The sequence below is a fragment of the Paenibacillus psychroresistens genome (assembly GCF_009728935.1).
Lineage (GTDB): Bacteria > Bacillota > Bacilli > Paenibacillales > NBRC-103111 > Paenibacillus_AC > Paenibacillus_AC psychroresistens.
This window is the reverse complement of record NZ_CP034235.1, coordinates 5,407,501-5,432,552: the sequence shown is the minus strand read 5'-3', so window position 1 is coordinate 5,432,552 and position 25,052 is coordinate 5,407,501. Positions and strand designations below refer to the sequence as shown.

At 40.8% G+C, this 25,052-nt stretch carries 22 protein-coding genes and 2 pseudogenes (1 of these 24 running past the window's edge); 13 read left to right on the top strand and 11 right to left on the bottom strand.

The features are described 5' to 3' along the window. Positions 1 to 14: 14 nt before the first annotated feature. Positions 15 to 1,406, bottom strand: a complete 1,392-nt coding sequence (locus EHS13_RS24920) for a SpoVR family protein (RefSeq protein WP_405083519.1) — start codon at positions 1,404 to 1,406, stop codon at positions 15 to 17. Between the two features lie 107 nt (positions 1,407 to 1,513). Continuing rightward, positions 1,514 to 3,016 carry a DUF3889 domain-containing protein gene (locus EHS13_RS24915; RefSeq protein ID WP_155702981.1) on the bottom strand — a complete coding sequence of 501 codons (1,503 nt, stop codon included), beginning with the start codon at positions 3,014 to 3,016 and terminating at the stop codon, positions 1,514 to 1,516. Between the two features lie 167 nt (positions 3,017 to 3,183). Between EHS13_RS24915 and EHS13_RS24910 the strand changes: the two genes are divergently transcribed. Next, entirely contained in the window at positions 3,184 to 4,923 is a 1,740-nt protein-coding gene (locus EHS13_RS24910; RefSeq protein WP_155702980.1) for an ABC transporter ATP-binding protein, read from the top strand. Between the two features lie 3 nt (positions 4,924 to 4,926). Here the strand turns inward: EHS13_RS24910 and EHS13_RS24905 are convergent, their stop codons facing one another. The 3 genes from EHS13_RS24905 to EHS13_RS24895 form a co-directional block, all read right to left on the bottom strand. Next, positions 4,927 to 5,718, bottom strand: a complete 792-nt coding sequence (locus EHS13_RS24905) for a TPM domain-containing protein (protein WP_155702979.1) — start codon at positions 5,716 to 5,718, stop codon at positions 4,927 to 4,929. A 1-nt stretch (position 5,719) separates the two neighbouring features. Then, positions 5,720 to 6,283, bottom strand: a complete 564-nt coding sequence (locus EHS13_RS24900; RefSeq protein WP_155702978.1) for a LemA family protein — start codon at positions 6,281 to 6,283, stop codon at positions 5,720 to 5,722. A gap of 93 nt (positions 6,284 to 6,376) precedes the next feature. Continuing rightward, on the bottom strand, positions 6,377 to 6,622 hold the full coding sequence (locus EHS13_RS24895; RefSeq protein WP_155702977.1) for a GlsB/YeaQ/YmgE family stress response membrane protein: 246 nt from the start codon (positions 6,620 to 6,622) through the stop codon (positions 6,377 to 6,379). Between the two features lie 169 nt (positions 6,623 to 6,791). Between EHS13_RS24895 and EHS13_RS24890 the strand changes: the two genes are divergently transcribed. The 7 genes from EHS13_RS24890 (at position 6,792) to EHS13_RS24860 (ending at position 12,100) form a co-directional block, all read left to right on the top strand. Next, positions 6,792 to 6,995: a hypothetical protein gene (locus EHS13_RS24890; protein WP_155702976.1), complete on the top strand. Its 204-nt coding sequence runs from the start codon at positions 6,792 to 6,794 to the stop codon at positions 6,993 to 6,995. A gap of 33 nt (positions 6,996 to 7,028) precedes the next feature. Beyond that, complete coding sequence (locus tag EHS13_RS24885) at positions 7,029 to 7,757, top strand: hypothetical protein (protein WP_155702975.1); 729 nt, start codon at positions 7,029 to 7,031, stop codon at positions 7,755 to 7,757. Positions 7,758 to 7,760: 3 nt separating this feature from the next. Next, positions 7,761 to 8,963 (top strand): glutathionylspermidine synthase family protein, encoded by a 1,203-nt coding sequence (locus tag EHS13_RS24880; protein ID WP_155702974.1) that lies wholly within the window; start codon positions 7,761 to 7,763, stop codon positions 8,961 to 8,963. Then, a complete protein-coding gene (locus tag EHS13_RS24875; RefSeq protein WP_227013516.1) occupies positions 8,953 to 9,597 on the top strand; it encodes a hypothetical protein in 645 nt (214 codons plus the stop codon). The genes EHS13_RS24880 and EHS13_RS24875 overlap by 11 nt, the downstream gene beginning before the upstream one ends. After that, complete coding sequence (locus tag EHS13_RS24870; protein ID WP_155702972.1) at positions 9,594 to 9,983, top strand: DUF350 domain-containing protein; 390 nt, start codon at positions 9,594 to 9,596, stop codon at positions 9,981 to 9,983. Before EHS13_RS24875 ends, EHS13_RS24870 begins: the two co-directional genes overlap by 4 nt. 91 nt (positions 9,984 to 10,074) lie before the next feature. Continuing rightward, positions 10,075 to 11,508, top strand: a complete 1,434-nt coding sequence (locus EHS13_RS24865; RefSeq protein WP_155702971.1) for an FAD-binding oxidoreductase — start codon at positions 10,075 to 10,077, stop codon at positions 11,506 to 11,508. 4 nt (positions 11,509 to 11,512) lie between these two features. Next, the gene (locus tag EHS13_RS24860) at positions 11,513 to 12,100 is read left to right on the top strand and encodes an MFS transporter (RefSeq protein WP_155702970.1); all 588 of its coding nucleotides are present in this window, start codon (positions 11,513 to 11,515) and stop codon (positions 12,098 to 12,100) included. A gap of 8 nt (positions 12,101 to 12,108) precedes the next feature. Here the strand turns inward: EHS13_RS24860 and EHS13_RS24855 are convergent, their stop codons facing one another. From EHS13_RS24855 to EHS13_RS24845, 3 genes are all read right to left on the bottom strand, one after another. Beyond that, complete coding sequence (locus EHS13_RS24855) at positions 12,109 to 13,422, bottom strand: ABC transporter substrate-binding protein (protein WP_155702969.1); 1,314 nt, start codon at positions 13,420 to 13,422, stop codon at positions 12,109 to 12,111. 130 nt (positions 13,423 to 13,552) lie between these two features. Beyond that, complete coding sequence (locus EHS13_RS24850) at positions 13,553 to 14,389, bottom strand: carbohydrate ABC transporter permease (RefSeq protein ID WP_155702968.1); 837 nt, start codon at positions 14,387 to 14,389, stop codon at positions 13,553 to 13,555. Further along, positions 14,389 to 15,267, bottom strand: coding sequence for a carbohydrate ABC transporter permease (locus EHS13_RS24845; RefSeq protein WP_155702967.1), 879 nt, complete (start codon positions 15,265 to 15,267; stop codon positions 14,389 to 14,391). Before EHS13_RS24845 ends, EHS13_RS24850 begins: the two co-directional genes overlap by 1 nt. A 147-nt stretch (positions 15,268 to 15,414) precedes the next feature. On the opposite strand from EHS13_RS24845, the gene EHS13_RS24840 reads away from it, so the two are divergent. Both EHS13_RS24840 and EHS13_RS24835 read left to right on the top strand, forming a co-directional pair. Continuing rightward, positions 15,415 to 17,229, top strand: coding sequence for a sensor histidine kinase (locus EHS13_RS24840; protein WP_155702966.1), 1,815 nt, complete (start codon positions 15,415 to 15,417; stop codon positions 17,227 to 17,229). Beyond that, entirely contained in the window at positions 17,210 to 18,817 is a 1,608-nt protein-coding gene (locus EHS13_RS24835) for a response regulator (RefSeq protein ID WP_155702965.1), read from the top strand. Before EHS13_RS24840 ends, EHS13_RS24835 begins: the two co-directional genes overlap by 20 nt. 15 nt (positions 18,818 to 18,832) lie before the next feature. Here EHS13_RS24835 and EHS13_RS24830 read toward each other — a convergent pair whose 3' ends face one another. Beyond that, positions 18,833 to 19,210 carry an MmcQ/YjbR family DNA-binding protein gene (locus tag EHS13_RS24830; protein ID WP_155702964.1) on the bottom strand — a complete coding sequence of 126 codons (378 nt, stop codon included), beginning with the start codon at positions 19,208 to 19,210 and terminating at the stop codon, positions 18,833 to 18,835. A 181-nt stretch (positions 19,211 to 19,391) separates the two neighbouring features. Between EHS13_RS24830 and EHS13_RS24825 the strand changes: the two genes are divergently transcribed. Next, positions 19,392 to 20,963 (top strand): FAD-dependent oxidoreductase, encoded by a 1,572-nt coding sequence (locus EHS13_RS24825; protein WP_155702963.1) that lies wholly within the window; start codon positions 19,392 to 19,394, stop codon positions 20,961 to 20,963. A gap of 132 nt (positions 20,964 to 21,095) precedes the next feature. On the opposite strand, the gene yhbH is transcribed toward EHS13_RS24825, so the two are convergent. Continuing rightward, the gene (yhbH, locus tag EHS13_RS24820; protein ID WP_155702962.1) at positions 21,096 to 22,244 is read right to left on the bottom strand and encodes a sporulation protein YhbH; all 1,149 of its coding nucleotides are present in this window, start codon (positions 22,242 to 22,244) and stop codon (positions 21,096 to 21,098) included. 220 nt (positions 22,245 to 22,464) lie between these two features. Here yhbH and EHS13_RS24815 point away from each other — a divergent pair, with 220 nt between their 5' ends. Together EHS13_RS24815 and EHS13_RS37725 are read left to right on the top strand one after the other, a co-directional pair. Beyond that, on the top strand, positions 22,465 to 24,405 hold the full coding sequence (locus EHS13_RS24815) for a stalk domain-containing protein (protein ID WP_155702961.1): 1,941 nt from the start codon (positions 22,465 to 22,467) through the stop codon (positions 24,403 to 24,405). Positions 24,406 to 24,449: 44 nt separating this feature from the next. Beyond that, positions 24,450 to 24,697: pseudogene (locus EHS13_RS37725) on the top strand (Fic family protein); the annotation flags it as partial. A gap of 139 nt (positions 24,698 to 24,836) precedes the next feature. On the opposite strand, the pseudogene EHS13_RS24810 reads toward EHS13_RS37725, so the two are convergent. Continuing rightward, positions 24,837 to 25,052 (bottom strand): annotated as a pseudogene (locus tag EHS13_RS24810) (DUF444 family protein); its annotated part runs 410 nt beyond the window's last position; the annotation flags it as partial.

Below are 25,052 nucleotides of genomic sequence, written 5' to 3'. Positions count from 1 at the left end.
TCAAATTTTTCTTGTCACAAAAACCGCCGATTAGCTTTCTTACCATCATGACTAAACAATACAGCTTTATCCTCGATAGTTGTCTGCAAATGCACAGGTTTACCCCAAAGCTGCACCACATAAGGTAAGGTTCTTTCAATGTATTTTAAATCTAATTCATTGCCTTCAAAAGCATGCCTCAGATACAACTCACCGTTGTCTAAATAACTTCCATCCTCAACATAGAGGTAGGGGAAGCCGCCATTGACTCGAGAATAAACGAGCTGATCACGAGTGGTTTCCCAGGTTTTATCGGTAATTTTCCACTCTGCGCCCTTTTTCTCGAAAATGTATAAATCCAAGTCTTCGACTAATTCCTTAGTGAGATAGCTGCGTATGAAGGAGGTATCGGAATCGAACTCGCGGACCTCAAACATTTTCTCACGCCCCAAGCCAGCTTTATAACCAAATCGCCGTTTATCTTCATCTGTTGGCTTATCCCATCTACGCTCGATATCCTCAAAAATCTTCAAGCCTAAATAATAAGGGTTCAAGCTGGTTTGAGATGGCTGCACAACAGCCGAATTGAGCTTAGCGAATTCTAATGTTTCTTCGGAGGTTAGGTCCAATTCGCGAAGAATGCGGATATGCCAGTACGAAGCCCAGCCTTCGTTCATGATTTTAGTTTCCATTTGTGGCCAGAAGTATAACATTTCGTCGCGCAGCATGGTGAGAATATCCCGCTGCCAGCCTTCTAGATGAAGAGAGTGGGTTTCAATAAAGCTAAGGATATCTTTTTCAGGCTGAACTGGAAAGCGTTTATTTGAATTTTCATCAACGATATCTGATCGCTCCAAGCTCCAAAGATCGTTATATTCAGACTGAAAGCTATTGTCTTCATCCGCTTTTTCGTTATCGTCGTTTTCACTGCGCTTCTTCTTATAAAAGCTTGGATCGACATGCTCCTGAATGGCAAGCACAGCATCCAGAAAAGTTTCTACAGCTTCGGTACCATATTTCATTTCATACTGGCTGATTCGTTGGGATGCTGCAGACATGCTTTCAACCATGTTTCGATTTGTGTGGGAAAAACGCGCATTGTTTTTGAAAAAATCGCAATGAGCCAGCACGTGGGCAACAATTAGTTTGTTCTGAATGAGCGAATTGCCATCTAAAAGAAAGGCATAACAAGGATTGGAATTAATCACAAGCTCATAGATTTTGCTTAAGCCCAAATCATATTGGGTCTTCATCCTATGGAAGCTTTTTCCAAAGCTCCAGTGACTGAATCGACTTGGCATTCCATAGGCGCCAAAGGTATAGATAATCTCGGCTGGACATATCTCATATCGCATCGGGTAATAATCCAACCCAAAGCCATTGGCTATTTCCATGATTTCTTTAATCGAGTACTCCAATAATTTCATTTCATCAGCGTGCAAATAGGTCACCTCTCTCCTAGTAAAGGGTTCGTATCTACACTATATTCAGAAAATTTGATTTTATGTGCTAGCTTATGAACTAAATGTAATACCTAACCTTCTTGAATAGAAATAGATTGTACTTTTTCAGTTGAGGACTCAAACCGAATTTGTACGAATACACCAAACTCACGGGATCCGCTTCGTAACCAGAATTTAAAATCCTCCTCAGCGATTTTTGGCGAGATTTCTTTGCGGCCTAAATGCTTATAATCCACAATGTCAGCCTGATATTTGTTCTTAACCTGGCTCATTGCAAGCTTTCCCCACTTGGCATAAGAGGGCTCACCTGTTAATACAGCTATCGTTTTCTTATCGTCCGGCTCATACCAATCAATCACAGAGTTCGCAAATATTTTCCCGTAGTAGCTCATTCCCAGGTCAACGTTATGAATCAGCTCTCTTGCTTTTGATACATCGAGGTTTGCTGTCCATAAATTGCTAAGTTTTTCATCCGAGTGAAACCAAGTAAGCTTTTGACTATTAATCAGCGAAAAGGGGCTGAAATCCCCCGAATTTTTAGGTGGGTAAGTAAGCTGTTTCTGTTGGTTATTAGCAAGCTGAACTTTAAATAGAGCAGGTAAATTTTTAGGCACTGCATTATATGCTCCTAGATTTTCTTTGGCACGCGATAAAGTAATTGCCTGATCATTGATCCATGTAAAGCCTTGATCTACATAGCCCTTAGCCCCTAATGAACTTTCCTTAAAGGAAGGGAGATCAATCACCTTAAGCCGCTTATTGCGGTCGATTTGTCTATCCTCACCTTGAATATATGCAATTGAGCTGCGAGTTGGTGCCCATTGAAACCAATCCTCATAATGTAGCATTTTTGCTACTGTTTTGAATGTTTTGGCATCCGCAGACAGTAAACATAATGTACTCTGGTCGCTTGCTAACGAGGCGGTGGGCTCTGCAACAAAAGCGATCCATTTACCATCTGCAGACCATTTAAAAGAGCTTGTTGAAACTGCAAAAAAATCCTTGGATTCGGGGGGCAGCGTATATAATGGCTTTGCTTTAGCAGGGTCCGCATGAGCATCGAGTGGAACTAGAAACAAACCAATTTGCGTCCAGCCTGTTGGAAGTAAGCTAGCGGATGATGAAACCAGAAAGCCTTTCCCATCTGGGAGCCAGGAGTAATTGCCAACCCCGAATGATACATTCTCAAAATGGCTGGTTGGCTCATCGTGAACATTTGTGGTATTCAATAAGCTTTGAATTTGGAAAGCTAAAATATTACTAGTGGGAGCCCATTCATAGTGAGAGCCGCCTTTTGCGACTGAATAGCTTTTATTTGTTTTAAATGAGTAAACTGAGATGGAGTCGGCATCTTTACCACTTGAATAGGCAATAAATGCTCCGTTATAGGACCATTTTGGATCAAACACAGGATTCTCATGCGTGAGCTGTAACTCTTTATCAGCTTGCTTCACCCAGAGCTCACCACCACGTATAAAAGCAACCTTTAGTGCTTCATCCTTATGTGCATAAACATGCGTTGAAAGTAGAAGTGTTGGCAAGAAGCAGCAAATCAGAACGATTAATTTAAACATTTAAACACCTCATTTTATAGTTGTAGCTCTATTTTCCTCTATTGAACCGAAATTTATGTATTCTTTATTAAGAGCTCATTAAGCTAGGTTAAATTAATAACCATGTAGTATAATTCATTCAGTCCCGAATTAATTAGGATTGAAACAGGAAAACAGAGGTGGCAGCTATGTCTAGCTTTAAAAAATATCTAGTGTTCGTCAGACCGTATAAAGGCCTTGTTATCCTCACAATCATTATTGGCATGATTAAATTTACAATCCCCTTAACCTTTCCGTTGATCATGAAATATATCGTAGACGACCTAATAAATGGCACTCTATCCCCGGCAGAAAAAACGGAAAAGTTACTCTATGTAATGGGAGCAGCTTTTGTATTGTTCGTGATTCTGAGGGCACCGATCGAATATTTACGCCAATATTTTGCCCAATTAACGACTAGCCGGATTCTATTTGACTTGCGTAATCACCTCTATGATCACATTCAGAAGCTCAGCCTGCGATTCTACCAGAATAATAAAACCGGTGAGATTATCTCAAGGATGATGAATGACGCAGAACAAACCAAGAATATCGTTGAAACAGGTATGATGAATGTTTGGTTGGATTTGTTTTCCTTAACCATTGCGATTGCACTGATGTTTCATATGGATTTTTGGCTTACGATTGTATCCATTGCCATATTTCCTTTTTATGCTCTTGCTGTGAAGAAGCTCTATAAACGAATGCGGGATTTAACTAAATCGAGATCGCAAGCACTAGCTGAAATTCAAGGCTACCTCCATGAACGAGTGAATGGAATTCCAGTCATTAAAAGCTTTACTCTGGAGGAGCATCAACAAGAAAGATTCGCTGATAAAAACCGAAATTTTCTCGAGCGAGCGATAGCTTTAACCAAATGGAATGCTGTTACTAATGCTATCATTAATACTTTAACTGATATTGCACCTTTGCTGGTTCTTACATATGGAGCCTATGTAGTGATACAGGGGAATTTAACATTAGGCGAGTTTGTTGCTTTTTTCGCTTATTTGGATCGTTTATATAATCCGCTGCGTCGCTTGGTCAATTCTTCAACGGAATTAACACAGGCCAGTGCTTCTTTAGATCGAGTTATGGAGCTCTTGGACGAGCCTTATGATGTAGTAGATTCCCCTCAAGCCAAACCGATTCAAACCATTAAAGGTCGTATTCAATTTGAGAATATCTCCTTTCGCTATGATTCTTCCACGGACTGGGTGTTGAAGAATATTGATTTAACAATTGAGCCAGGTCAAACCATAGCATTTGTTGGAATGAGTGGGGGAGGGAAATCCTCGTTAATCAGCCTGCTTCCACGTTTCTATGATATACAAGAAGGCAGAATCCGAATTGACCAAATGGACATCATGAATATCACAACAAAAAGCCTGCGCAGCCAAATTGGGATGGTTTTGCAGGATAATATTCTGTTCAGTGGAAGTGTACGGGAAAATATTCTATTCGGCAATCCTAAAGCGACAAATGAAGTCATAATGGATGCAGCAAAAGCAGCAAATGCTCATGATTTTATAATGAATCTAGTAAATGGCTATGATACTGAAATTGGTGAAAGAGGAGTCAAGCTGTCAGGTGGACAAAAGCAGAGGATTGCGATAGCTCGAGTATTCCTCAAAAACCCACGCATTCTCGTATTGGATGAAGCAACATCAGCACTTGATTTAGAATCGGAGCACCTTATCCAAGAATCGTTGGAGAAGCTGGCTAAGGACAGAACGACATTAGTAGTCGCACATCGCTTGTCTACAATTACTCATGCAGACCAAATTGTTCTTATTGAAAATGGCGAAATTAAAGAGAAGGGAACTCATGATCAGCTAATTCAGCAATCAGGTGCCTATGCTCGATTGTACAATGTACAGAATTTATAAACATTATCTGCTTGCGCCGCCTCCACCAGAAGAGCCGCCACCACCGCGACCTCCCCAACCACCTCCGCTATTGCCGCCACCGGAGGATCTTCCGCCTCGAAACATGGAGAGTAAAGTAAAGGTAACCATGCCGCCAGTGAATTTAAAATCAAGTATAATCAGAATAACCAAAGCAATTCCAATGATAAGCTTGAGGTAACCAGGGATACTGTCAAAAAAACCAGATGATTCCGGAGCATCGAGAGAAGGTAGTGTTCCGTCTGAAATCTGGGAAATGTCTACATTATATTCTGCTGCTACTTCACGGATTAATGCCAATTGAGTTTCAGCAAATGCTGCTGCTACCTCGCCAGCTTTTAAATGTGGAATGAAGTACTGATCGAGAATTGCCCCTGCCTTGCCATCCGTAATTCGCCCCTCCAAGCCGTATCCCACTTCGATCCGCACATGATCTTCCTGAGCGGTATATAACAGCAGCACTCCGTTGTTTCCTGCTTTGCTGCCTAATCCCATTTCACGAAAGCGTGCTACAGCAAGTGTTTCGAGTGTTTGATTGCCTAAAGTAGGCACGGTTAGAATACCAATTTGCGCTCCTTTAGCATTTTTCTGCAGCCATACAGCTTTTTGATAAAGAAGTAACTGATCTTGCTGAGTCAGCAGATCGGCTTCATCTTGGACATAAACACCGAAGTGATTATCTATTTGAGCGGCTGCTTTTTGTGTAACTGAACTTGGAGAAAGGATTACAAGCAGCAGTAGCAATGATGCAAGTGGTTTCCAGCTTAAATTCCACATATCAAAACTTCACTTCTGGCACTTGATCCGTTCCAGGTGCATTGTTGAAAAATGGCTTTTTCTCAAAGCCAAACAAAGAAGCTGAGATAGAAGCAGGGAAGGAGCGAATTTTAATATTGTAGGTGGAAACGGCATCGTTATAATCTTTACGTGAAACGGCAATCCGGTTTTCAGTTCCTTCTAATTGATCCATCAATTGTTTGAATTGAACATCTGCTTTTAGGTTGGGATAATTTTCAACGATGACAAGCAATCTGGATAAGGCACCAGTTAATTGAGTATCTGCTTGTGCTTTCTCATCTGGAGTTTGAGCTCCGATCAAGCTGGTACGTGCTTTAGCAATATTATCTAATACTTCTTTTTCATGTGCAGCATAGCCCTTCACCGTACTTACTAAATTAGGAATTAAATTAGCACGTCTTTCTAAATCTACATCAATTTGTGAGAATTTATTTTCAACTGCAGTTTCAGAAGTTACAAGCCCGTTATAAGAGCCTATTGCAGAGAAAATAATTATAAGTAGAACAGCACCAAGTGCAATCCAAATAATCATTGAACGTTTCATCTATATACCTACCCTCATTTTGTTGTTAATTAGAATACCCTTTTTTCCATAAAAGAACCCATCCCTACAATTTAATGTAGAGATGGGCTTTTGTTATCTTCTGCCGCGACTAATGAGTCCAAATAAGAAAATCACGATAATCGCACCGATGATAGCTGGGATAATAGCAAATCCTGCAATCACTGGGCCAAAAGTGCCAAATATAAAACTGCCTAACCAAGCTCCTACGAATCCGGCAACCATGGAGCCAATGATACCTCCTGGCATACTGTTTTTAACAAAGATGTCAGCAATATAACCAATAATAATCGCCATTACGATACTAATTACTAAACCCATTTAATACACTCCCTGTTTCATTAATTTTAATTGTTGTCGATTATTGTATATAAACTCCTTCCAAATGATTGAAACATTGTGCTGCAAATGATAAGGTAAGAATATTGAAACGATGTTGAGATTTAAACGTTATACTAATATGAATTATATTCGGAGGAGGATACTATATATGAATGGAAATGTAATAATAATTGAAAAAATGGAAAATGGCGATTTGGTACAGATTGATGAGCGTGATTGGAATACTTGGATGATAGCTATGTTAGAACACTCTAACTATCTGTTGGTTGCGGATAAGGAATATGAAATGGTTGAAGGCCGTTTAAATGTAAGTACGGGAAAAATGGAAATAATGGTTACTTCCATCCAATAAATAATAGATTAGCTATGAAAGGAGTCATGCAAAATGAAAGAAGATAAAGCAAAGGTGATTCCAGATCAATCTCTGGCGGTAGAGAAATGGACCTATAAAGGCAAGCCTTTACGTATATTGTCCACTTCGTTAGGAATTGCACTTGTCGCCAATATGTTGCTTTTGTCTAGCGCCTATGGCGCCGAATCACCATCGCCTTCGCCTGCTTCGGCGGGATCACCTACACTTGTGGAGTATTCATCCGAAGCAGTGAAGAAATATTATGATCCAAATGTAGATTGGAATATTCCAGTACCTTTTGATGATAAAGGTAAGCCTGTGGAACAGGCTCAAGCGGGTTCAGAAGAAACTGGAACGGGAACAACAGGCAGTACGGGTAACACAACGATTATTAATAACGGTGGCGGGTATGGCGGTGGAGGTATAGGCTGGACTGATTTGCTTTTATTTCATATGCTTTTTAATGCGGGCAACTCCTTTTCTGCTAATCAATGGAATAATAACAGACCTATCTATAATTCAGGAACGAATAGCACTTATAAGCCCAAATCTTATACTTCGGATACGTTTACGAATAAACCAACAGCAGGATCAAAAGTGACACCGAAAACATCTAAGAGCAGCGGCGTTTTTTCAACGAAAAATAATACCAAAACAACTTCAAGCACTAAAGCTACTACTTCAACAAAAGGCGGAATTGGTGGGAAATCAAGTGGGTTTAGTTCATCTTCTAAATCTAGCAGCTCATCATTCGGTAGCTAACATATGGTATTTCAAGTTAGAGGTCAACCACATTTAGATCGTGCTGTCCGCGTCAAAGCATTAAATGATTTAGGATTTACGTGGGCTGATCTCGATGACGAGCCTTATTGGTTAGATCAAATTATTTCAATGGAATCTGCTGCATATAAAGAGTTGATTGCTGCTTCAGAGAAATTATGGTTAGTTTTTGATATAGCGGCTCGCTTTGTAATGGGCAAACACGATTTATATGAAGAGTTATCTATTCCAGAGGTTTTGTGGGAGGCGCTAGATCAGCTTGAAGTAAATTCTAGTCCCTATATTAGCCGCTACGCAAGATTTGATTTTTCCATTTCGCTAGAAGGGCAAATTAAGCTGTTGGAATTAAATGCTGACACGCCGACAGGTTATGTCGAAGCATCTGTAGCCACACCTTGGCTTTGTGAGCAATATGGTTTGTTTACACCGAATACCGAGATGGCTTCCCTAGTGAAGGCAGCTTGGACGGTTGAACGGCCTGCATATGCAGCTTGCGTCGCATACGGCAGTCATATCGAGGATACTGGAACGATAGATATGTTAGTTCGCCATAGTGAGCTAGCAATACCTTGCATGGATTGTTTGGAGCTCTGGGTAGATGATGGCATTCTTAAAAACGGTCAAGATCAACCCATTTCCAGCTTATTCGCACTGTATCCGAAGGAATGGATGTCAGTTGACGAAGGCGGTGAGGCGTTAGCCTATTCGATTGAGAATGGCTATGTGGAGCTGTTTAATCCAATACATGCCATCTTACTGCAATCCAAGGGTTTGCAATCTATCATTTGGGGACTGCATGAACTGGAATCTGAATTATTCACGGCAGAACAACACGCAGCAATCGATAAATACATGTTACCAACATACAATTCACCTGTATTCGATGGCAGCTACATTTCCAAATCTATGTTTGGACGTGAAGGTGGCTCGGTACGGATGTATGATGATCATGGTGTACTGGATTTAGAGGATCAAGATGGCTATGACACAAGTGAATTATTCGGGATTGTTTATCAAGCACGCGCGGAGCTTCCACTCATGTCCTTTCATAATGGAGATAATCATCTTTTGACAGGTGTCTTTGTTATTAATGGAGTTCCATGCGGCTTGCTTGGACGTGCAGGTGGATTAATAACGGGTAATAGTAGTCAATTCATAGCGATAGGGGTGAGTGGGATTGAGAATTAATCGAGCATTAAAGTTTTTCTTGATTGCTATTGGGATTATGGTTGTGATCGGGCTAATCGGAGGCTGTGCAGAATCCTCCAAGGCGCTTAGTACAAAAAACAACACCAAAACAAATTCCGCAAGTACCCCTGGGAATTTTGTTCCTTGGGATTATCGAGTTGAGGAAAAGACTGTTGGTGATTTAATAGGTGTAGATATGACTTTGTTGCCTGATAATCAATTGCTAGCAAATGATGAGAACTATGCTACAGGCGATAAGGTTTGGACGATGAGTTATATGAATGCCGAAATGAAAACAGACAGCGCAGGACGTGCAGATGTGGTATTATCAACATGGACGCCTATTAAATCTTACAAGACCAAAGCAGCTGCGGATGCCGATTTAGAGAACTTGAAGGTATTGGTCGATACCAGTGTGGATCTTGTTGGGGTTTATAAAACGGAGTCCAGTGGTAAATTTCGTGAATTTGCTGTGATTACACTACCATCGGGTAATGAGATGAAGCAGCCGATTAGTGAGGAACGTTACATCAAGTTTAAGGATAAAAAGACTGTCAAAGTAACGTTAGAAACAGTTCACGATTATGAGAATTATGATGAGACGATGGCCAAATTCAGGGGGTGGAAAGAATGATTGTTGTAGATGTAGGAGTAAGTTTTATAGTAATCGTTGTTTTGCAATTGTTGGGTATGTATATTTTTAGTGCAATGACTCCGTTTAACGATATGGAGCAATTGAAAAAAGGCAATTCAGCTGTAGCCCTTGCTTTTGGCGGGAAATTTTTAGCAACTGCTATTATTCTAGGTACTTCCGCTTATTCCAATTCTTCGATTTGGCACGTGGCACTTTGGTTTGCTGTAGGGTATGTTATGTTAATCTTAACCTATTGGATTTTTGAATTGGTTTTCCCTAAACTAAAGGTTTCCGAGCAATTGCTCCAAGGAAATGTTGCGATTGGTGCATTACTTGCTTTTGTTTATGTAGGAATGGGTTTCTCAATCAGCAGCTTGATCGTTTAATAGTAAGGTTAATAGAAAGAAGGTTCTGGATGATATCCGGAGCCTTTTTTTGAATTTGTTAACGAATTCATAACGGCTAAGGGATGTGACTATGAAAAAAACGTTGGTATTACTCCTACTAATTGTATTTTGTTTATTTACATACATAAGAACGAATTCCGCAGATCAAGATCCTTATTTAATTGCAGATTTTAGTAGATTGTTTCCTGTAAAAGTAGAAAGAGTGGTTAAGGGGAAAGAAGAAGCACAATTAGTTCGATTACTTAAGGAAGCTAGAGAAAAGCATTTAACTGTTTCGATTGCGGGACAACGTCATAGTCAAGGAGGACACACCTATTATAAGGACGGCGTTGTGATTGATATGACACCTTATAATAAAATATTAGCATTTGATTCTAAAAGTAAAACAATTACCGTACAAGCAGGTGCGACATGGAAGGATATTCAGGATTATATCAATCCATTTGGGCTTTCAATTAAAACGATGCAATCACAGAATGTTTTCACTGTAGGTGGCTCTGTAAGTATTAACGCTCATGGGCGGGACATTCGAAATGGATCTCTCATAAAAAGTGTCGAGTCTTTTCGATTGTTATTAGCAGATGGTCAAGTTAAACAAGTTAGTCGGACTGAAAATAGTGAGTTATTTCCACTTGCACTGGGTGGGTATGGATTATTTGGAGTCATATTGGATGTAACGCTTTCTCTAACCGTGGATGAGGTTTATAGAACAACTACAGAATCTATGAAAGTTACTGACTATTCTCGCTATTACCTTGATAAAGTGCGAACTAATTCAACGATTCATCTGCACTTGGCACGTATTTCTGTTGCTCCTGAAAGCTTCTTGACAGAGATGTATGCAACGAATTATACCGTTGACGAATCCATTCCGTTAAAAGAAATCAATAAATTAAGAACGCAAGAGAAGGGTGTAATTCCCGCTAAATTGCTTTTTAATTTAAATCGCTCCTTTGACTGGGGCAAGAATGCTTTTTGGGATTTGCAAGAGGTCTATTTTGTTAAACAAAATGATGCTGTTATTAGTCGTAATAATGCGATGCGATCCGAATCTGGATTTATGGATTATGATCAGCCAGGGAAAAATGATCTTTTGCAGGAATACTTTATTCCGGTTGAGGATTTCGCAGGTTTTGTTGATGATATGAAGTCTGTTCTTCGAGCAGAAGAGTTGAACCTTCTCAATATCACCGTTCGTTATGTGAATAAAGATAAGGAAGCCGAGCTTAGCTATGCGCAAGCGGATATGTTTGCCTTGGTTTGTTTATTTAACACATCCCTAACTACAGAAGGACAGCTGAAGATGAAAAAAGGGATTCAGTTAATAATAGACAAGGTTATTAAACACCGTGGAACCTATTATCTACCTTATGCGGCTTATCCAACCTTGGCACAATTCCAAAAGGTCTATCCTAACTATTCTGAGTTTTTTGCCAAGAAAGATTTTTATGATCCGAATCATATGTTTATGAATTATTTTTATGAAGCCTATAAAGGAGATTGAAACAATGAATTTGAAGTGGCTGATTCGTTCTCAAAGTATTTTTACGTTAGCAGCAGGAATGGTATATCCTTATTATTTGTTGTTTCTAAAAAACATGGGGAATAGCTATTCGAAGTATGGACTGGCTTTTGCTGTGTTTACTATCAGTTCAGCAGCAATATCACAGTGGATTGCCCCGCGCTTGGATCGGTATGGTCTACATATTCTTGCATTCAGCTCAGTAGGTATGATGGCGGCAATGATAGCCTTTCCTTGGGCAGCTTCTTATGGATTCGTGTTAGTTCTGCAATTTATTATGGGCTGCTGTAACGCTATGCAGAAGATGAGTGAACGTCTGATGCTAGCTGATCATACAGAGCAGGGAGTACGAGGTAAAGGTATTGGGGCGTATCATTTTTGGACTTCGGTTGCGTCAGGTTTTGCCGTTATCCTAGGTGGTTATTTAATTGATTGGTTGACGATTGATGTGTTGTTTTATTTAAGTGCAATCCTGTATGGAGTTAGTGCTTGGGTTATCTGGCGAAAAGCTGCCTACAATAAAAATCCCTCCTATCAAGCTAATAAAACACTTGATAAAAGGGAAACCATTTAGCTATTTAGCTACTTTTTCAAGCTGTCCCAAGTGGATTGGAAGGTTTCAAGCATTTGATCCTTGGATTGCTGTTTACCTACATAGGCTTGCATGGCATCTCCGAACTTCTTGCTGGATGCTTCGCCGCCTGGGAATTTGAACCAGTTCCAAGTAAGCACTTTGCCTTCAGCACTGTATTTAATAATGTCGCTAGCTAAAGCTCCAAGATCTTCTTCACTAGCTTTAATTGTTGTTAATGCGGGAATGAATTTAAATTGTTTAGTGATATAGCTTTTACCGATATCAGAGGTAACCATCCAATTAAGGAATGCTTTAGCTTCTGTTTTTACTTCTGAATTCTTGTTGATAACCCAGTTATTCGGTACGCCTACAGGCAGCTTATCGTTGGATGGATCATCGCTGATTGGCATTGGCAGGAAGCCGATTTTAACATTTGGATTGGTTTTAGTGATTTGAACTTGTGTCCAGTTCCCTTGTTGCATCATGCCTGCTTTACCATTTGCGAAGTCAGTTACTTCTGTATTGTAGTCGGTTTGAAGCGGGTTTTTGTTGCCGTATTTTACAGTTAAGTCGAATAATTTTACCCAGTTTTCAAAAATAGCGTTGCCTGTGATTTTTTCAGTGCCAGCATTTAAGCCTTCAATGAACTTGTTAGGATCTGCTTGTAGTGCAAATGGAAGATTTACGAAGTGATTTCCAAGAACCCACCATTCTGCATATCCATTCTCAAAAGGTGTAATTCCAGCAGCTTGCAATTTCTGTGCAGCAGCATCAAGCTGAGTGATCGTTTTTGGCAATTCAGTAATGCCTGCTTTTGCAAACAAATCTTTATTGTAGATATAACCATAGCCTTCAACACCGATCGGCATACCGTATAGCTTGCCGCCAGAGGTCATGGGCTCATCTGTACCTTTGACAAGATCCTTCACCCAAGGCTGATCGGACAAGTCTTCTAGATTCTCTTGCCAAAGAGCTAAATCAGAGAACCCGCCATTGTTGAAAATATCCGGCTTGTCACCTGAGTTGAACTTCGCTTTTAGTGCTGCCCCGTAATCGGCGCCTCCACCAACTGTTTCAATTTGAATTTTTACTCCTGTTTCTTTTTCATATTCATTGACCATCAGCTGTAGTTGTTCTGCAATTTCAACCTTAAATTGGAACATTTTAATCGTAACATCACTCTTAGGTGCTGCAGTTGCTGCAGCTCCTGCTGCTGGTGTTTTCTCTGCCATAGTTGCTTCTTTTTCTTTCTTTGCACAGCCTGTAAGGATTAGAGTTGTGATAAGTACGGCCGATAGTGTGAGCTTGGATATTTTTTTCATTGGTATTGCCTCCCTTATAATGTTTAATCTGTTATATTTCATATCTTAAGGAAATAATAGCTATTCGAACACTGAGAAAATTGAACGATTAGGGGTAACATGTTGTCATTGAATTTCTTAGGTTAATAATTTACCCCTTGATGGATCCGGCAGTAATTCCCTCAATAATATGCTTCTGCATGGCAAGGAAGAAAATAATAATCGGCAGTACACCAAGCGTGAGTGCTGCTAGAGCAAGATCCCATTGTTTCATATACTGACCGAAGAAGGAATAGGTAGCAAGTGGAATGGTTCGCGTCTCAGGCCCGCCAATAATTAGTAAAGGCAGCAGGAAATCATTCCAAATCCAGAGACTGTTCAGCAAGATAACCGTAACGGTCATTGGCTTAAGCAAAGGAAAAACAATTCGCCAGAAAACTCCATAGGTAGAGCAGCCATCAACAATAGCAGCTTCCTCGACTTCAAGTGGGATCGATTTAATAAAGCCGTGATAGAGAAATATATTCAGCGATACACCAAAGCCAAAGTAACAGAGGACAGCTCCCCAAATGTGATTCAAATAGCCAATTTGACCGGCAAGCTTAACTAAAGGAATCATGATCGATTCGAATGGAATAATCATGGCAGAGACGAAGAGCAAGAATAAGATCTGATTCAAACGACTGTTAACACGTACCATGCGATAGGCAGCCATCGAGCTGATAACAATCAAACCAACGTTGCTCGCAACCGTAATAATCAAGGAGTGCATGAACACCGTGGGAAAATGCATGATTTTCCAAACCTCTGTATAGTTATGAAAGCTTGCTGCTTTTGGAAGACTTGTTGTATTAGCAAGCAGCTCGGCGAACGGCTTAAATGAATTGGTTAAGACAAAATAGAAGGGCACTAGAAAGAGTAAAGCTAATATTACTCCAATTACTTCTAGGGAGAACAAGCGGAACGTATATCTTTTTGAGGTTTCCATTACGACTCCACCTCCCGTTTTTTCGTAATCGTTACTTGAATGACCGTAATAAGTGCCACAATCAGGAAGAAGATAACAGCCTTTGCACTTCCTAGACCCAATGCGTTATTACGGAAAGCCTCTTGGTAAATGTTCAAGGAAACGGATTCAGTGGAGTTGAATGGACCGCCTTTGGTCAACGAAACGACGAGATCAAACACTTTAAAGCCCCATGATATAGTAAGAAACAGACAAACAGTAATTGCCGGCATAATAAGTGGCAGTGTAATTTTCCAGAGCATTTGCAGCTTGGTTGCTCCATCAATTCTAGCAGCCTCGATTAAATCCTTAGGCACGTTCGTTAAGCCAGCAATGTAGATTACCATGACATAACCAGCCCCTTTCCAAACAGTAACGATAACAATACCCCAGAATGCAGTAGGAGCATCGCCGAGCCATGGAAGATTGAAGAAGGCTAACCCAGTAAGCTCACCTATGCTAGCAAACCCTTTAACAAAAATAAAGCTCCAGATAAAGCCAAGCAGCAATCCGCCAATGACATTCGGCATGAAGAAGATGGTTCGCAGTACATTTCTCAGCTTTAATGTCTGAGTAAGCATCAAAGCTAGGAGAAATCCGACGAGATTGGTTAAGATAACACCAAATATTGCGTATCGGAAGGTGAACCAGAAGGATTTATAATAATCTGGATCATGAAAAAAAATACGCTTGTAATTAGCGATTCCAATCCAACTGACCTTCGTACTGACTCCGTTCCATGCCGTGAATGAATAATAAATGCTCATGAGAAACGGGATAACTAGAATTAACGCAAAAAAGAATACAGCTGGACCAATGAAGACTAATTGATGAATAAATTTTTTTCTTGTGGTTTCCATGGTGGTTTCCCCCCTTTTAACTAATAAGCTAAGTATAGGGCTTTGATTCAACTGCTCCCACTGACGCTAATGATCAAAGAGGTGGAAAATATTGATTTCGTGTTACAATGGGAATATTGCAATAAAATTATAACGAGGTGAAAGTCGATGCTTTTTAACAGTATCCGTAATAAAATGATCATTTTCTTGCTTGCGGCTACGTTAATTCCCATTCTGGCTTCCATTTTTATTACCTATAGCTTAACGACTAGCAAGGTTACGGAAGAAACTCTAAAAAGCAACGCGGATCTTTTGTTCCAAGGGAAGACAAATTTACTTAATTATTTGAATGGGATCCATCAAGCGACATTCATTCTTTACAATGATAGTGAATTGTTCGACGTTCTGGAGCATGGGATCAAGCTCTATACAGATAATCAAGAGATTTATCGTGGTTTGTCTTTACTAAGCTACACAGCCAAAGATGTCGAGCAGCTTCATCTCTATATACGCAAAAATGATCTTCATTTTTTAATCGTCAATGATCGGTCATCTAAGAATTTTATGGGAGACAATGGAAAATATATCCCGCCTAATCTATCCAAAGGCAACTCTTATATCGAGCCTCCTCACCGACCGGATAACTATGGCTTAGGAAATTTGCCAAAACCAACTACAGACCAGGTTATTTCATTCCATAGCTCGCTGTATTATTTGGCAGCTAAAGAGGAGCTTGGTACCCTATCTGTTGATGTTCGGATGGATGGGATAAGGACGATTGTGGATCAGCTTTATTCAGCAGGAAAAGAGGAGCTTTACATCTTAGATGAGAATAAGCATGTCATTTATAGCTCTGAAGGGAAGGCTGGCGTTGAACCTTTAGAAGCAACATGGGTCACTAAAGTCTTGCAAGCGATTCCTGTTAAAGATAATTTTGCTTTCAACCAAGATCATTTTTCAGGGGAAATTATTTATGAGAAAATGACAACGCCTTATTTAAAATGGACGATCATTAAACGAATTCCTAATGAGACCTTGCATCAAACAGCACGAGAGGTAGCGTTGATCAATAGTGGGATAGTAGTTTTATTCCTAATACTTACGATCCTAGCTACGGTGATAATAGCTTTTCAGCTGACTGCACCGATCAAAAAACTGATTCGTTCGATGAACCAAATTCAAAGCGGCAATCTGCAGGCGACAATTGATGTGGCACGCAAGGATGAATTTGGCATCCTGGCTCGCCGCTTTCAGCTAGCAATGAATACAATTAATGAGCTGATTATTCGGGAGTATGAGCTGGAGCTCGCACGCAAAACCAATGAACTGAATGTACTTCAGGTGCAGACCAACCCTCATTTTATGAACAATGCCTTACAATCTATAGGGACACTCGCCTTACAGAAACAAGAGCCTGAGATATACAATCTGATTGCTTCTTTAGGTAAAATGATGCGCTACAGCATGAATGCAGGGGAACCAATCGTAACTCTTGCACGTGAGCTTGATTATGTAAAAGCATATTTTGCCTTACAGCGTCAACGATTTGGTGAGCAGCTCGAATATACAGTTCATATGGATGAAGCTTTATTGAAGCTGCAAATCCCAAAAATGATCCTGCAGCCATTGGTCGAAAATTATTTCAAGCATGGTTTCGATGTACAACTGGAGACAGGAACTATAGCTATTTATGTTGAATTATCGGCTGATAAAGCTTGGTTGTGGCTTGAAGTGAGTGATAATGGAAAAGGTATCAGTGAGGATGAGCTAAAGGCTTTACAAGAAAAGCTGCTCCATACGAAAGCTGCATGGGAGAACGGAGAGTCTGGAATCGGTTTAGCGAATATTCTATCGAGGCTAAAGCTTTATTATAATGAAACAGCTAGATTGGAAGTCGTGAATAATAAGCAAAATGGCTTTAGTATTGTATTGTGGATTCCATTAGAGAAAGAGGGCGAATCAGTTGAAGGTATTGATCGTTGATGATGAACGCCATGTACGTGAAGCTATCCGCTTACTGGTAGATTGGAAATCTTATGGGATTGAAACGATATTGGAAGCGCAGGATGGCAATATCGCTATGGATATATTAGCACGGGAGCAGCCTCAAATTGTTTTTACCGATATGATCATGCCTGGGATTAAGGGTACGGAGCTTTTAGCTTGGATTCAACAGCATGCACCACGCACCAAAACGATAGTAATTAGCGGCCATGATGATTTTGATTTTGTTCGTAAAACAGTGATGTATGGCGGTATTGATTATATTCTCAAGCCTATTGACCCTTTGCAGTTAAATGAAGCAGTTGGAAAAGCAGTTAGCAATCGTAAGCAAGAGGATGAAGGCTCTGAGCAGGAACAGCGAAAAGCAATAGAAATCAATCAGCTAAGACCGGTTTACTGGGATAAAATGCTAACACATCTTCTGGATGATTCAACTTATTATTCCTCCATTTCGAGTACCATGCATACAGAATTTGGCTTGCCTATAGGAGCTTTGCAATGCCGAATAGCCGTTTTGGCAACGGACACGATTAATCCGATAATTCGCAGCAAGTTCGCAGGCAGCGAGGATTTGCTCTATTTTTCCTTGCTCAATATATGTAATGAATTTGTTCGAAAGAATAGTCAAGGAGTAGCATTTCGCCACGATCACGGTGATATTGTGATTATTTTATGGAAGCAGACGGAGAATGCGGCAGCTTTCTTGGATACCATCAACACAGGAATTCAGCAAGCGTTAGGCAGTCGGCTTGAATTTGGTGTGGGTAGTGAGCGGTTGCTGCCAGCTGGCTTAAAGCAGTCTTATAGCGAAGCCATTTTGGTGCTGCGCCAGCGAAATATGAGAGTGGTTCGTCCACGAATTCGCTGCTTTGATCCGAACGAGAATCCCCGTCAATCCACCGTGCATTTATCTGAATATGAAGATAGATTACGATTTGCGATTCGTAGTGGACAAGAAAAACCGATTAAAGAAGCGGTTCAGGTATGGATCGATCAAGTGGAGCAAATGAAGTATATCAACATGGAGCAATTAGAATTATGGCGTCATGAATATAGCGTAATTAAAGCACGTTGGTTTAAAGAATTGTTTGGTGATTTACCAATTGTGCTGTCGCTCCCATCAGAATCGGCTTATTTTATTGTGCCTCTGGATCAAGAAGGATGTTTATCGCCACAGCAATGGGGTGTAGAGCTCGAGCAAGGTTTGCTGCGCCTATCCCAGCTTTGGATGGAGCATAAGAGGCAGGATGAGCATATTATTTTTGAAATTGTGAAATATGTGGATGCCCATTTCGCGGATGATTTAACTTTGCAGAGTATTGCAGAGCGCTTCTTTCTAAGCCGGGAGTACATTTCACGCAAATTTAAGCAGCAATTTCAAGAGAACCTTTCCGACTATATCGAGAGGATCCGCATGGCTAAAGCTAAGCTTTTGCTGATGAATCCTCAATATAGGATCGTGCAAATTGCAGAGTTAGTTGGCTATAAGGACGAGAAATATTTCAGCAAAGTATTCAAAAAGCTAGAGGGCTTCTCGCCGAACGAGTACCGAAAGCAGGTAAAGTAATTGATTGATCGACGATTAGTCTAGCAATTTGGCTAGTCTTTTTGGAGCAGCTAAGCGGTAGCCTTCGACAATCAATGCTTCAATCTCCACTAGATTGAGCGGATCATTTACACGGATTGAGACCCAGCCATGTTTGCCAACATAAGGTGTTTTGAAGTAATAGGGCTGCTGCAAAAGACTTTCTTGGGTAAATGGGGTTGCTTTGATAGCGAGAACGGCTCCATCTTCTTCACCTTCACCCATGCGAACAAACGATTTTTCATTAACCTGAAACATAGTATGTCCGAATCCATCTATCTTTTCATAAGATTCAGGCAATCTCTCGCATACTTTGCGAATTTGTTTTAATAATGCTAATCCTGCTGATGACTTGATTTGAATTTCATGATTCATTTGATTTTCCTCCGTTTATAAGTTTTTTGTAATATTCGATATTTAAATGGGAAAACCTGCTATGTGGAAGATGGATTATTACTCCAATTCCCACAATAAACAGGTATAGAAGTCTTCTTCAGACAATAAACTGGATAACGGAGTGCCGTGTTATTCCAATTTGGATATGGAGGTAGCTATCATGCATCGTGAAATCCAAGTAGATATTGCAATAATTGGCGGAGGCGTTGGTGGCTGCGCTGCAGCACTTGCTGCATGCAAGCTGGGTAAACAGGTAGTTCTGACAGAAGAAACGGACTGGATAGGCGGGCAGCTGACAAGCCAAGCTGTACCACCGGATGAGCACCCTTGGATTGAGCAATTTGGCTGTACCCGGAGCTATCGCCAGTTTCGCAATGAGGTGCGGGAATATTACTATAAATGGTTTCCTTTGACTTTCGCTGCACGCGCTGTTTACTACTTAAATCCGGGTAATGGCGGTACAAGCCGAATATCAGCTGAACCGCGAGCTTATTGGGCTGTTTTGCAAGGCATGTTAGCCCCTTATGTGCATAGCGCTAAATTGGTTATTCTAACTCATCATTGGGTTGTCTCGGCAGAAACATCCGGAGACCGTGTATGTAATATTACCGTCAGGTCAGTAAATGGCAACCTAAAAACCATTCATGCAGATTATTTCATTGATGCTACGGATTGCGGAGATGTGCTTCCACTGGCAAATGTAGAATATGTGACTGGGGCAGAGTCCAAATGGCAAACTGGGGAACCACATGCTTTAGACGGTCCTCCCAATCCTTATGACATTCAAGCATTTACACATGTAGTAGCGGCCGATTATCTGGAGGGTGAGAGCCATATTATTGAAAAGCCTAGGTACTATGAGTTTTGGCGCAGTTATCAAGCAGCATTTTGGCCTGACAAGCAATTAAGCTGGTATTATCCCAATCCAATTACGCTCGAACCCACGGAAGCTACCTTATTTCCTGGAACGAGTAAATATCCTTTGTTTAATTACCGCCGTGCTATTGATAAAACTAACTTTATTCCAGGTGCATTTCCCAGTGACAGTACGCTCATTAACTGGCCGCAAAATGATTATTGGCTTGGTAATATATACGATGTACCATTGGCTGAAAAACAAAAAAATCTATATCAAGCCAAACAGTTAAGTCTATCTTTGCTATATTGGCTACAAACCGAAGCATTGCATCCCGATGGAAAAGTCGGTTATCCTGGATTAAGGCTTCGGCCAGATGTTCTAGGAACAGAAGATGGTTTGGCTAAGTTTCCTTACATTCGGGAATCCAGGCGTATCGTGGCTGAATTTACTGTTTTGGAGCAGCACGTAAGTGCAGCCGTTCGCGGAGAACTAGGAGCTGAAGTGTTTACGGATACAATTGGCATCGGCTGCTACCGCATTGACCTACATCCAACTATGGCAGGCCGTAATTATATAGATATTTCATCATGGCCTTTTCAAATTCCGTTAGGGAGCCTAATACCAATAAGAGTGACCAACCTATTGCCCGCTTGTAAAAATATTGGAACAACTCATATAACTAATGGATGTTTCCGACTTCAGCCCATTGAATGGAACATCGGTGAATCAGCTGGGTATTTAGCCGCATTTTGTATGCTTAATAAATACATTCCTCACGAAGTAAGGGCAAATCCAGTTAAACTGGATGCTTTTCAAAAATTATTAGTAAACCAAGGCATCGAGCTTGCTTGGCCTAAAATCCACGCAGTTTAAGCGAGCTCATAAAGGTACAAGATTCACGCGATATAGAATGTGACAGTATCTTCTCAGATAAATGAACGGAATAACAAAGTCTGCTTGTGTAGAAAACCCAAGCAGACTTATAAGCATGAATATTTGTATTAATTACCCAACGACCTGCTTACTAAAAAAAGTCTTCAAAGCTTTATAAACCTCGCCTTTTTCACGAATCACGGAATATTGAAACTTCTTATTGTGAATTTGTCGATAAGCGGACATCAGCGTGCTGCTGCGATTATACTGATTAACTTCCCCATACCCAAACATGTTCGAGCGCTCCATGAGCTGTTCAATCAGCCTAACACACCTCTCATTATCTGAGCTTAGGTTATCCCCATCTGAGAAATGAAATGGATATAGATTATACTGGTCGGTCGGATAACGTTGATCTATTATCTCAATAGCCTTTATATAAGCAGATGAACAAATCGTACCGCCACTTTCACCTCGCGTGAAAAAATCCTCCTCCGTTACCTCCTTAGCCTCCGTATGATGCGCGATAAAGACAATTTCCACATTCTCATATTTTGTGCGCAAGAAGCGGGTCATCCAGAAAAAGAAGCTGCGAGCGATATATTTTTCAAAATTGCCCATAGAGCCGGAGGTATCCATCATAGCAATCACCACCGCATTAGAATGCGGTTTATAAATTTCCTCCCAGGTCTTGAATCGAAGGTCATCGGGCGCAATATGATGGATGCCAGGATTTCCTGTGTTCGCATTACGACGCAGATTTTCAAGAATCGTACGTTTTTTATCGAGATTTGAAGCGATTCCTTTTTTACGAACATCCTGAAAAATAACGTCAGAAACCTGCATTTGCTGCTTTTCTTTCTCCAGTAAATTAGGTAGTTCAAGCTCTTCAAACAGCATGGTCTGTAATTCTTCCATAGAAATTTCTGCCTCGTAATAATCTTCTCCCGGCTGATCGCCTGCGGTTCCTTCGCCTTTACCGGCATCCTTAGATGAGGGGTCTACTCCAAGCACATCACCTACTTGGCTATCTCCATCACCTTGCCCGACATGCTTCGATTTATTAAAGTTATACCGAAAACGGTATTCATCTAGGCTGCGAATGGGTACTTTAATTATTTGTTTGCCATTGGAAAGAATGATGCTTTCATCGGTAACAAGATCGGGTAAATTCTGTTTAATCGCGTCTCGGACTTTTTGTTGATGGCGGGATTGATCCTGATAACCCTTACGGTGTAAGGACCAGTCCTCACGCGAGATAATAAATAAAGGATGGGACATAATCAAACACCCTTTCGGAATTTTATTGGCGGTAAAAAACGTGATACAACCAATATATTCAAAAGGGTGTGGGATATGTGAGGGAACTTAGTTACAATCATGAGAATAAAGATATGAGCTTGAAAGATACAATTTAAGGGAAATATTTGGAGGATATTGTCATCAAATTGTCGAATAAGGAGAAGGGCAAAAGAACCTTATTACAGAAAGAGGTTGGAATATGAGAAAAATGTTTTTATGGATTGTTGCTGCCGGGTTGATACTCGGTTTGACTGGTTGGATATCCGTTGCGGACGCTGAGGAAAAACCCCAGATTGTGGATATTATCGGCAAAAAGACGTTATTACTGGATGACGGCTCCATGTGGTCGGAGTACAATAATCAAATGATTCATACTAGAGACGATATTGCATTTATTTCGGGAAACGATCGCTCTGGATTAGCAGTGACCCGCGATGGTAAATTAGTCAACTGGGGTTTCGGAAGCCCGCCTTTTAACGATGAGGATTATGATCAATCTCAAGTTCTGCAAGTATCTGGTCAAGTATGGCTTGGCTTGGATGGTAAAGTGAGAGGACGAAGCCTTGACAACATCCTTTTAATCAATGAGACTAATCAGTTTTTCGGGGCGTTGTCTCAGAAAGGTGAGTTACTGCTCGAAGATCGCTATAAAATAGGATCTTTTAACAAGCTGGGTATTATTCCCGACCCAACAACAGTCAAGGAGATTTCTGTGCTTGATGGCCGGATGGCTTTGCTATATAACAGCGGAAAAGTCGTCGTGTTCGAAGCATCCAATTTCGACGATGACGGCAATATCATTCCTTACTCCGTTACCGAAGATGCTGTTCATATCGAGTATGTCCAAGATAGTCCTACAGACAGGATTATAGTTACCTGTAAGGACGGGACAGTTTGGACGACAGGTGAGTATCAGGATCGCAAGAAACTGGCTGAGCAGATGAGCGGCTTAAGTCAAATTGTCAAGACGGTTGTGCTCGATGGCCCACAGCATTTTTATGCGAAGCGCAGCAATGGAAGCTGGGTACTGTACGACGAAGGAAAACTTACTCCTATTGAGCCGCCGGTCATTAAAACTTTGTCTGTCTCCGTTTCGAACTTAAAGCCGCAGGTAGGCGATGATGTGAAAGTCGATATTTTGGAAAACTATTCGAACAATGCGAAAATCCGTATCACGGCGAGTATGGAAAATGTCACGATCCAAAAGCCGCAGCTGCTTAAACTGCAGCCAAAAGGCACATTCAAGGTTATGGGTGTCGGTGAAACCGAGGTTACCGTCATCCAAGGCGGCCTGTCGAAAACGGTGAAGCTATCTGCAAGTTTGAATACGAACTTGAAATTCGCTAAACAGTCTAAAGGTGTCGTCTACGTACCGGTTAAATCGGTGTTTAAGGCTCTTGGCGGTACCGTTGCTGTCTCTGCGGGGGGAGCGTTCGATGTGAAGGTTGGTGAAAAGGCTCTAACTCTGAAGGCCGGAGATGTAAATGCTACGCTAAATGGGCAGGCACTCAAGCTTAAAGCGGCTCCGCTAGCGGAAAAAGGGGATATGTTGGTTCCGGCTTCCCTGCTTACTGATGTTCTGGGTGCAAGCATTCAATGGAATGCTAAGTTGGAGAACGTAGTAATTTCTTTCGGCCAAGCTAAGATGACGGTCGTAACCGCCAACACGGCAGCACTCGTCAAAAAAGCAGCGCAAGGAAGCCTTACCCAATATATCGGTAAAACGTATTGGATTAACTATTTTCAATTATGGGACCGCTTCACTAAGGTGACGGTAACGGATGTGCTGCCAGACGATACGGGTTCTTTCACAATCGTGTTCAAAACGGCGTCAGGTAAAAAGCTGACTAGCTATTCAATGAGTTATAGCGAAGTAACCGACGTGCTCGGAGATAGCGTTAACTTCCTAAGTTACGATCCTTACAAGAAGTATAAATGGTCCTCATCCATTTGGCAGCATGTTAAAGCGGGAGAAGTTGTACTCGGGATGACCAAAGATCAGGTGTTATTCTCTATAGGTTCGCCAACCGCGCAGAGCACCACAACTGCTAAAGGCGTAAAAATAGAAACATGGGTCTATTCCAACTTTGACACCGTTTCTTTCAGTAACGGTCAAGTGACTTTAATTATTACTTATTAAAAGTTAAGGAGTTATACAATGAAAAGGCTATCCTATCGTTCTTAAGTATTAGAGAGCATGTTATTGTAAATTGGACGTATCACTCCAATGCAATTGAAGGCAATACATTAACATTATCTGAAACAAAAGTTGCCCTCGAGGAATTCACTATTGGTGGTAAAACGCTTCATGAGCATTAGGAAGTAATTAACCATAGAGCTGCCATTTTCAGTAGAAGAAATCATTCAAACACATGAACCCTATATCAGAATGGCAGATTAAAAGTATTCATAGGCTGATCTTGAAAGGAATTCATAAGCTTATGAACCTGTACATGATGACATTACTGTAATTTCTGTACTGTTTCCCGATGAAAAATAATCTTTATCAATTTAAAAAAGTCTGTCTATGCACACAAGCCTAGCAGACTTTTTTTTAGTTAATTGTGACACTCCCCAGGAGCCGGAGGTATCCATCATTGCAATCACCACTGCATTAGAATGCGGTTTATAAATTTCCTCCCAGGTCTTGAATCGAAGATCATCGGGTGCAATATGATGGATGCCAGGATTTCCTGTATTTGCATTGCGACGCAGATTTTCAAGAATCGTACGTTTTTTATCGAGAATTGAAGCGATTCCTTTTTTACGAACATCCTGAAAATAACA

Bases quoted from the DNA above. Each gene is read 5' to 3' on its own strand.
- EHS13_RS24865 (WP_155702971.1), top strand. From the start codon at position 10,075: ATGAAAAAAACGTTGGTATTACTCCTACTAATTGTATTTTGTTTATTT.
- yhbH (WP_155702962.1), bottom strand. From the start codon at position 22,244: ATGTCCCATCCTTTATTTATTATCTCGCGTGAGGACTGGTCCTTACAC.
- EHS13_RS24905 (WP_155702979.1), bottom strand. From the start codon at position 5,718: ATGTGGAATTTAAGCTGGAAACCACTTGCATCATTGCTACTGCTGCTT.
- EHS13_RS24840 (WP_155702966.1), top strand. From the start codon at position 15,415: ATGCTTTTTAACAGTATCCGTAATAAAATGATCATTTTCTTGCTTGCG.
- EHS13_RS24895 (WP_155702977.1), bottom strand. From the start codon at position 6,622: ATGGGTTTAGTAATTAGTATCGTAATGGCGATTATTATTGGTTATATT.
- EHS13_RS24885 (WP_155702975.1), top strand. From the start codon at position 7,029: ATGAAAGAAGATAAAGCAAAGGTGATTCCAGATCAATCTCTGGCGGTA.
- EHS13_RS24915 (WP_155702981.1), bottom strand. From the start codon at position 3,016: ATGTTTAAATTAATCGTTCTGATTTGCTGCTTCTTGCCAACACTTCTA.
- EHS13_RS24855 (WP_155702969.1), bottom strand. From the start codon at position 13,422: ATGAAAAAAATATCCAAGCTCACACTATCGGCCGTACTTATCACAACT.
- EHS13_RS24910 (WP_155702980.1), top strand. From the start codon at position 3,184: ATGTCTAGCTTTAAAAAATATCTAGTGTTCGTCAGACCGTATAAAGGC.
- EHS13_RS24880 (WP_155702974.1), top strand. From the start codon at position 7,761: ATGGTATTTCAAGTTAGAGGTCAACCACATTTAGATCGTGCTGTCCGC.
- EHS13_RS24845 (WP_155702967.1), bottom strand. From the start codon at position 15,267: ATGGAAACCACAAGAAAAAAATTTATTCATCAATTAGTCTTCATTGGT.
- EHS13_RS24870 (WP_155702972.1), top strand. From the start codon at position 9,594: ATGATTGTTGTAGATGTAGGAGTAAGTTTTATAGTAATCGTTGTTTTG.
- EHS13_RS24900 (WP_155702978.1), bottom strand. From the start codon at position 6,283: ATGAAACGTTCAATGATTATTTGGATTGCACTTGGTGCTGTTCTACTT.
- EHS13_RS24860 (WP_155702970.1), top strand. From the start codon at position 11,513: ATGAATTTGAAGTGGCTGATTCGTTCTCAAAGTATTTTTACGTTAGCA.
- EHS13_RS24815 (WP_155702961.1), top strand. From the start codon at position 22,465: ATGAGAAAAATGTTTTTATGGATTGTTGCTGCCGGGTTGATACTCGGT.
- EHS13_RS24920 (WP_405083519.1), bottom strand. From the start codon at position 1,406: ATGAAATTATTGGAGTACTCGATTAAAGAAATCATGGAAATAGCCAAT.
- EHS13_RS24890 (WP_155702976.1), top strand. From the start codon at position 6,792: ATGAATGGAAATGTAATAATAATTGAAAAAATGGAAAATGGCGATTTG.
- EHS13_RS24830 (WP_155702964.1), bottom strand. From the start codon at position 19,210: ATGAATCATGAAATTCAAATCAAGTCATCAGCAGGATTAGCATTATTA.
- EHS13_RS24825 (WP_155702963.1), top strand. From the start codon at position 19,392: ATGCATCGTGAAATCCAAGTAGATATTGCAATAATTGGCGGAGGCGTT.
- EHS13_RS24850 (WP_155702968.1), bottom strand. From the start codon at position 14,389: ATGGAAACCTCAAAAAGATATACGTTCCGCTTGTTCTCCCTAGAAGTA.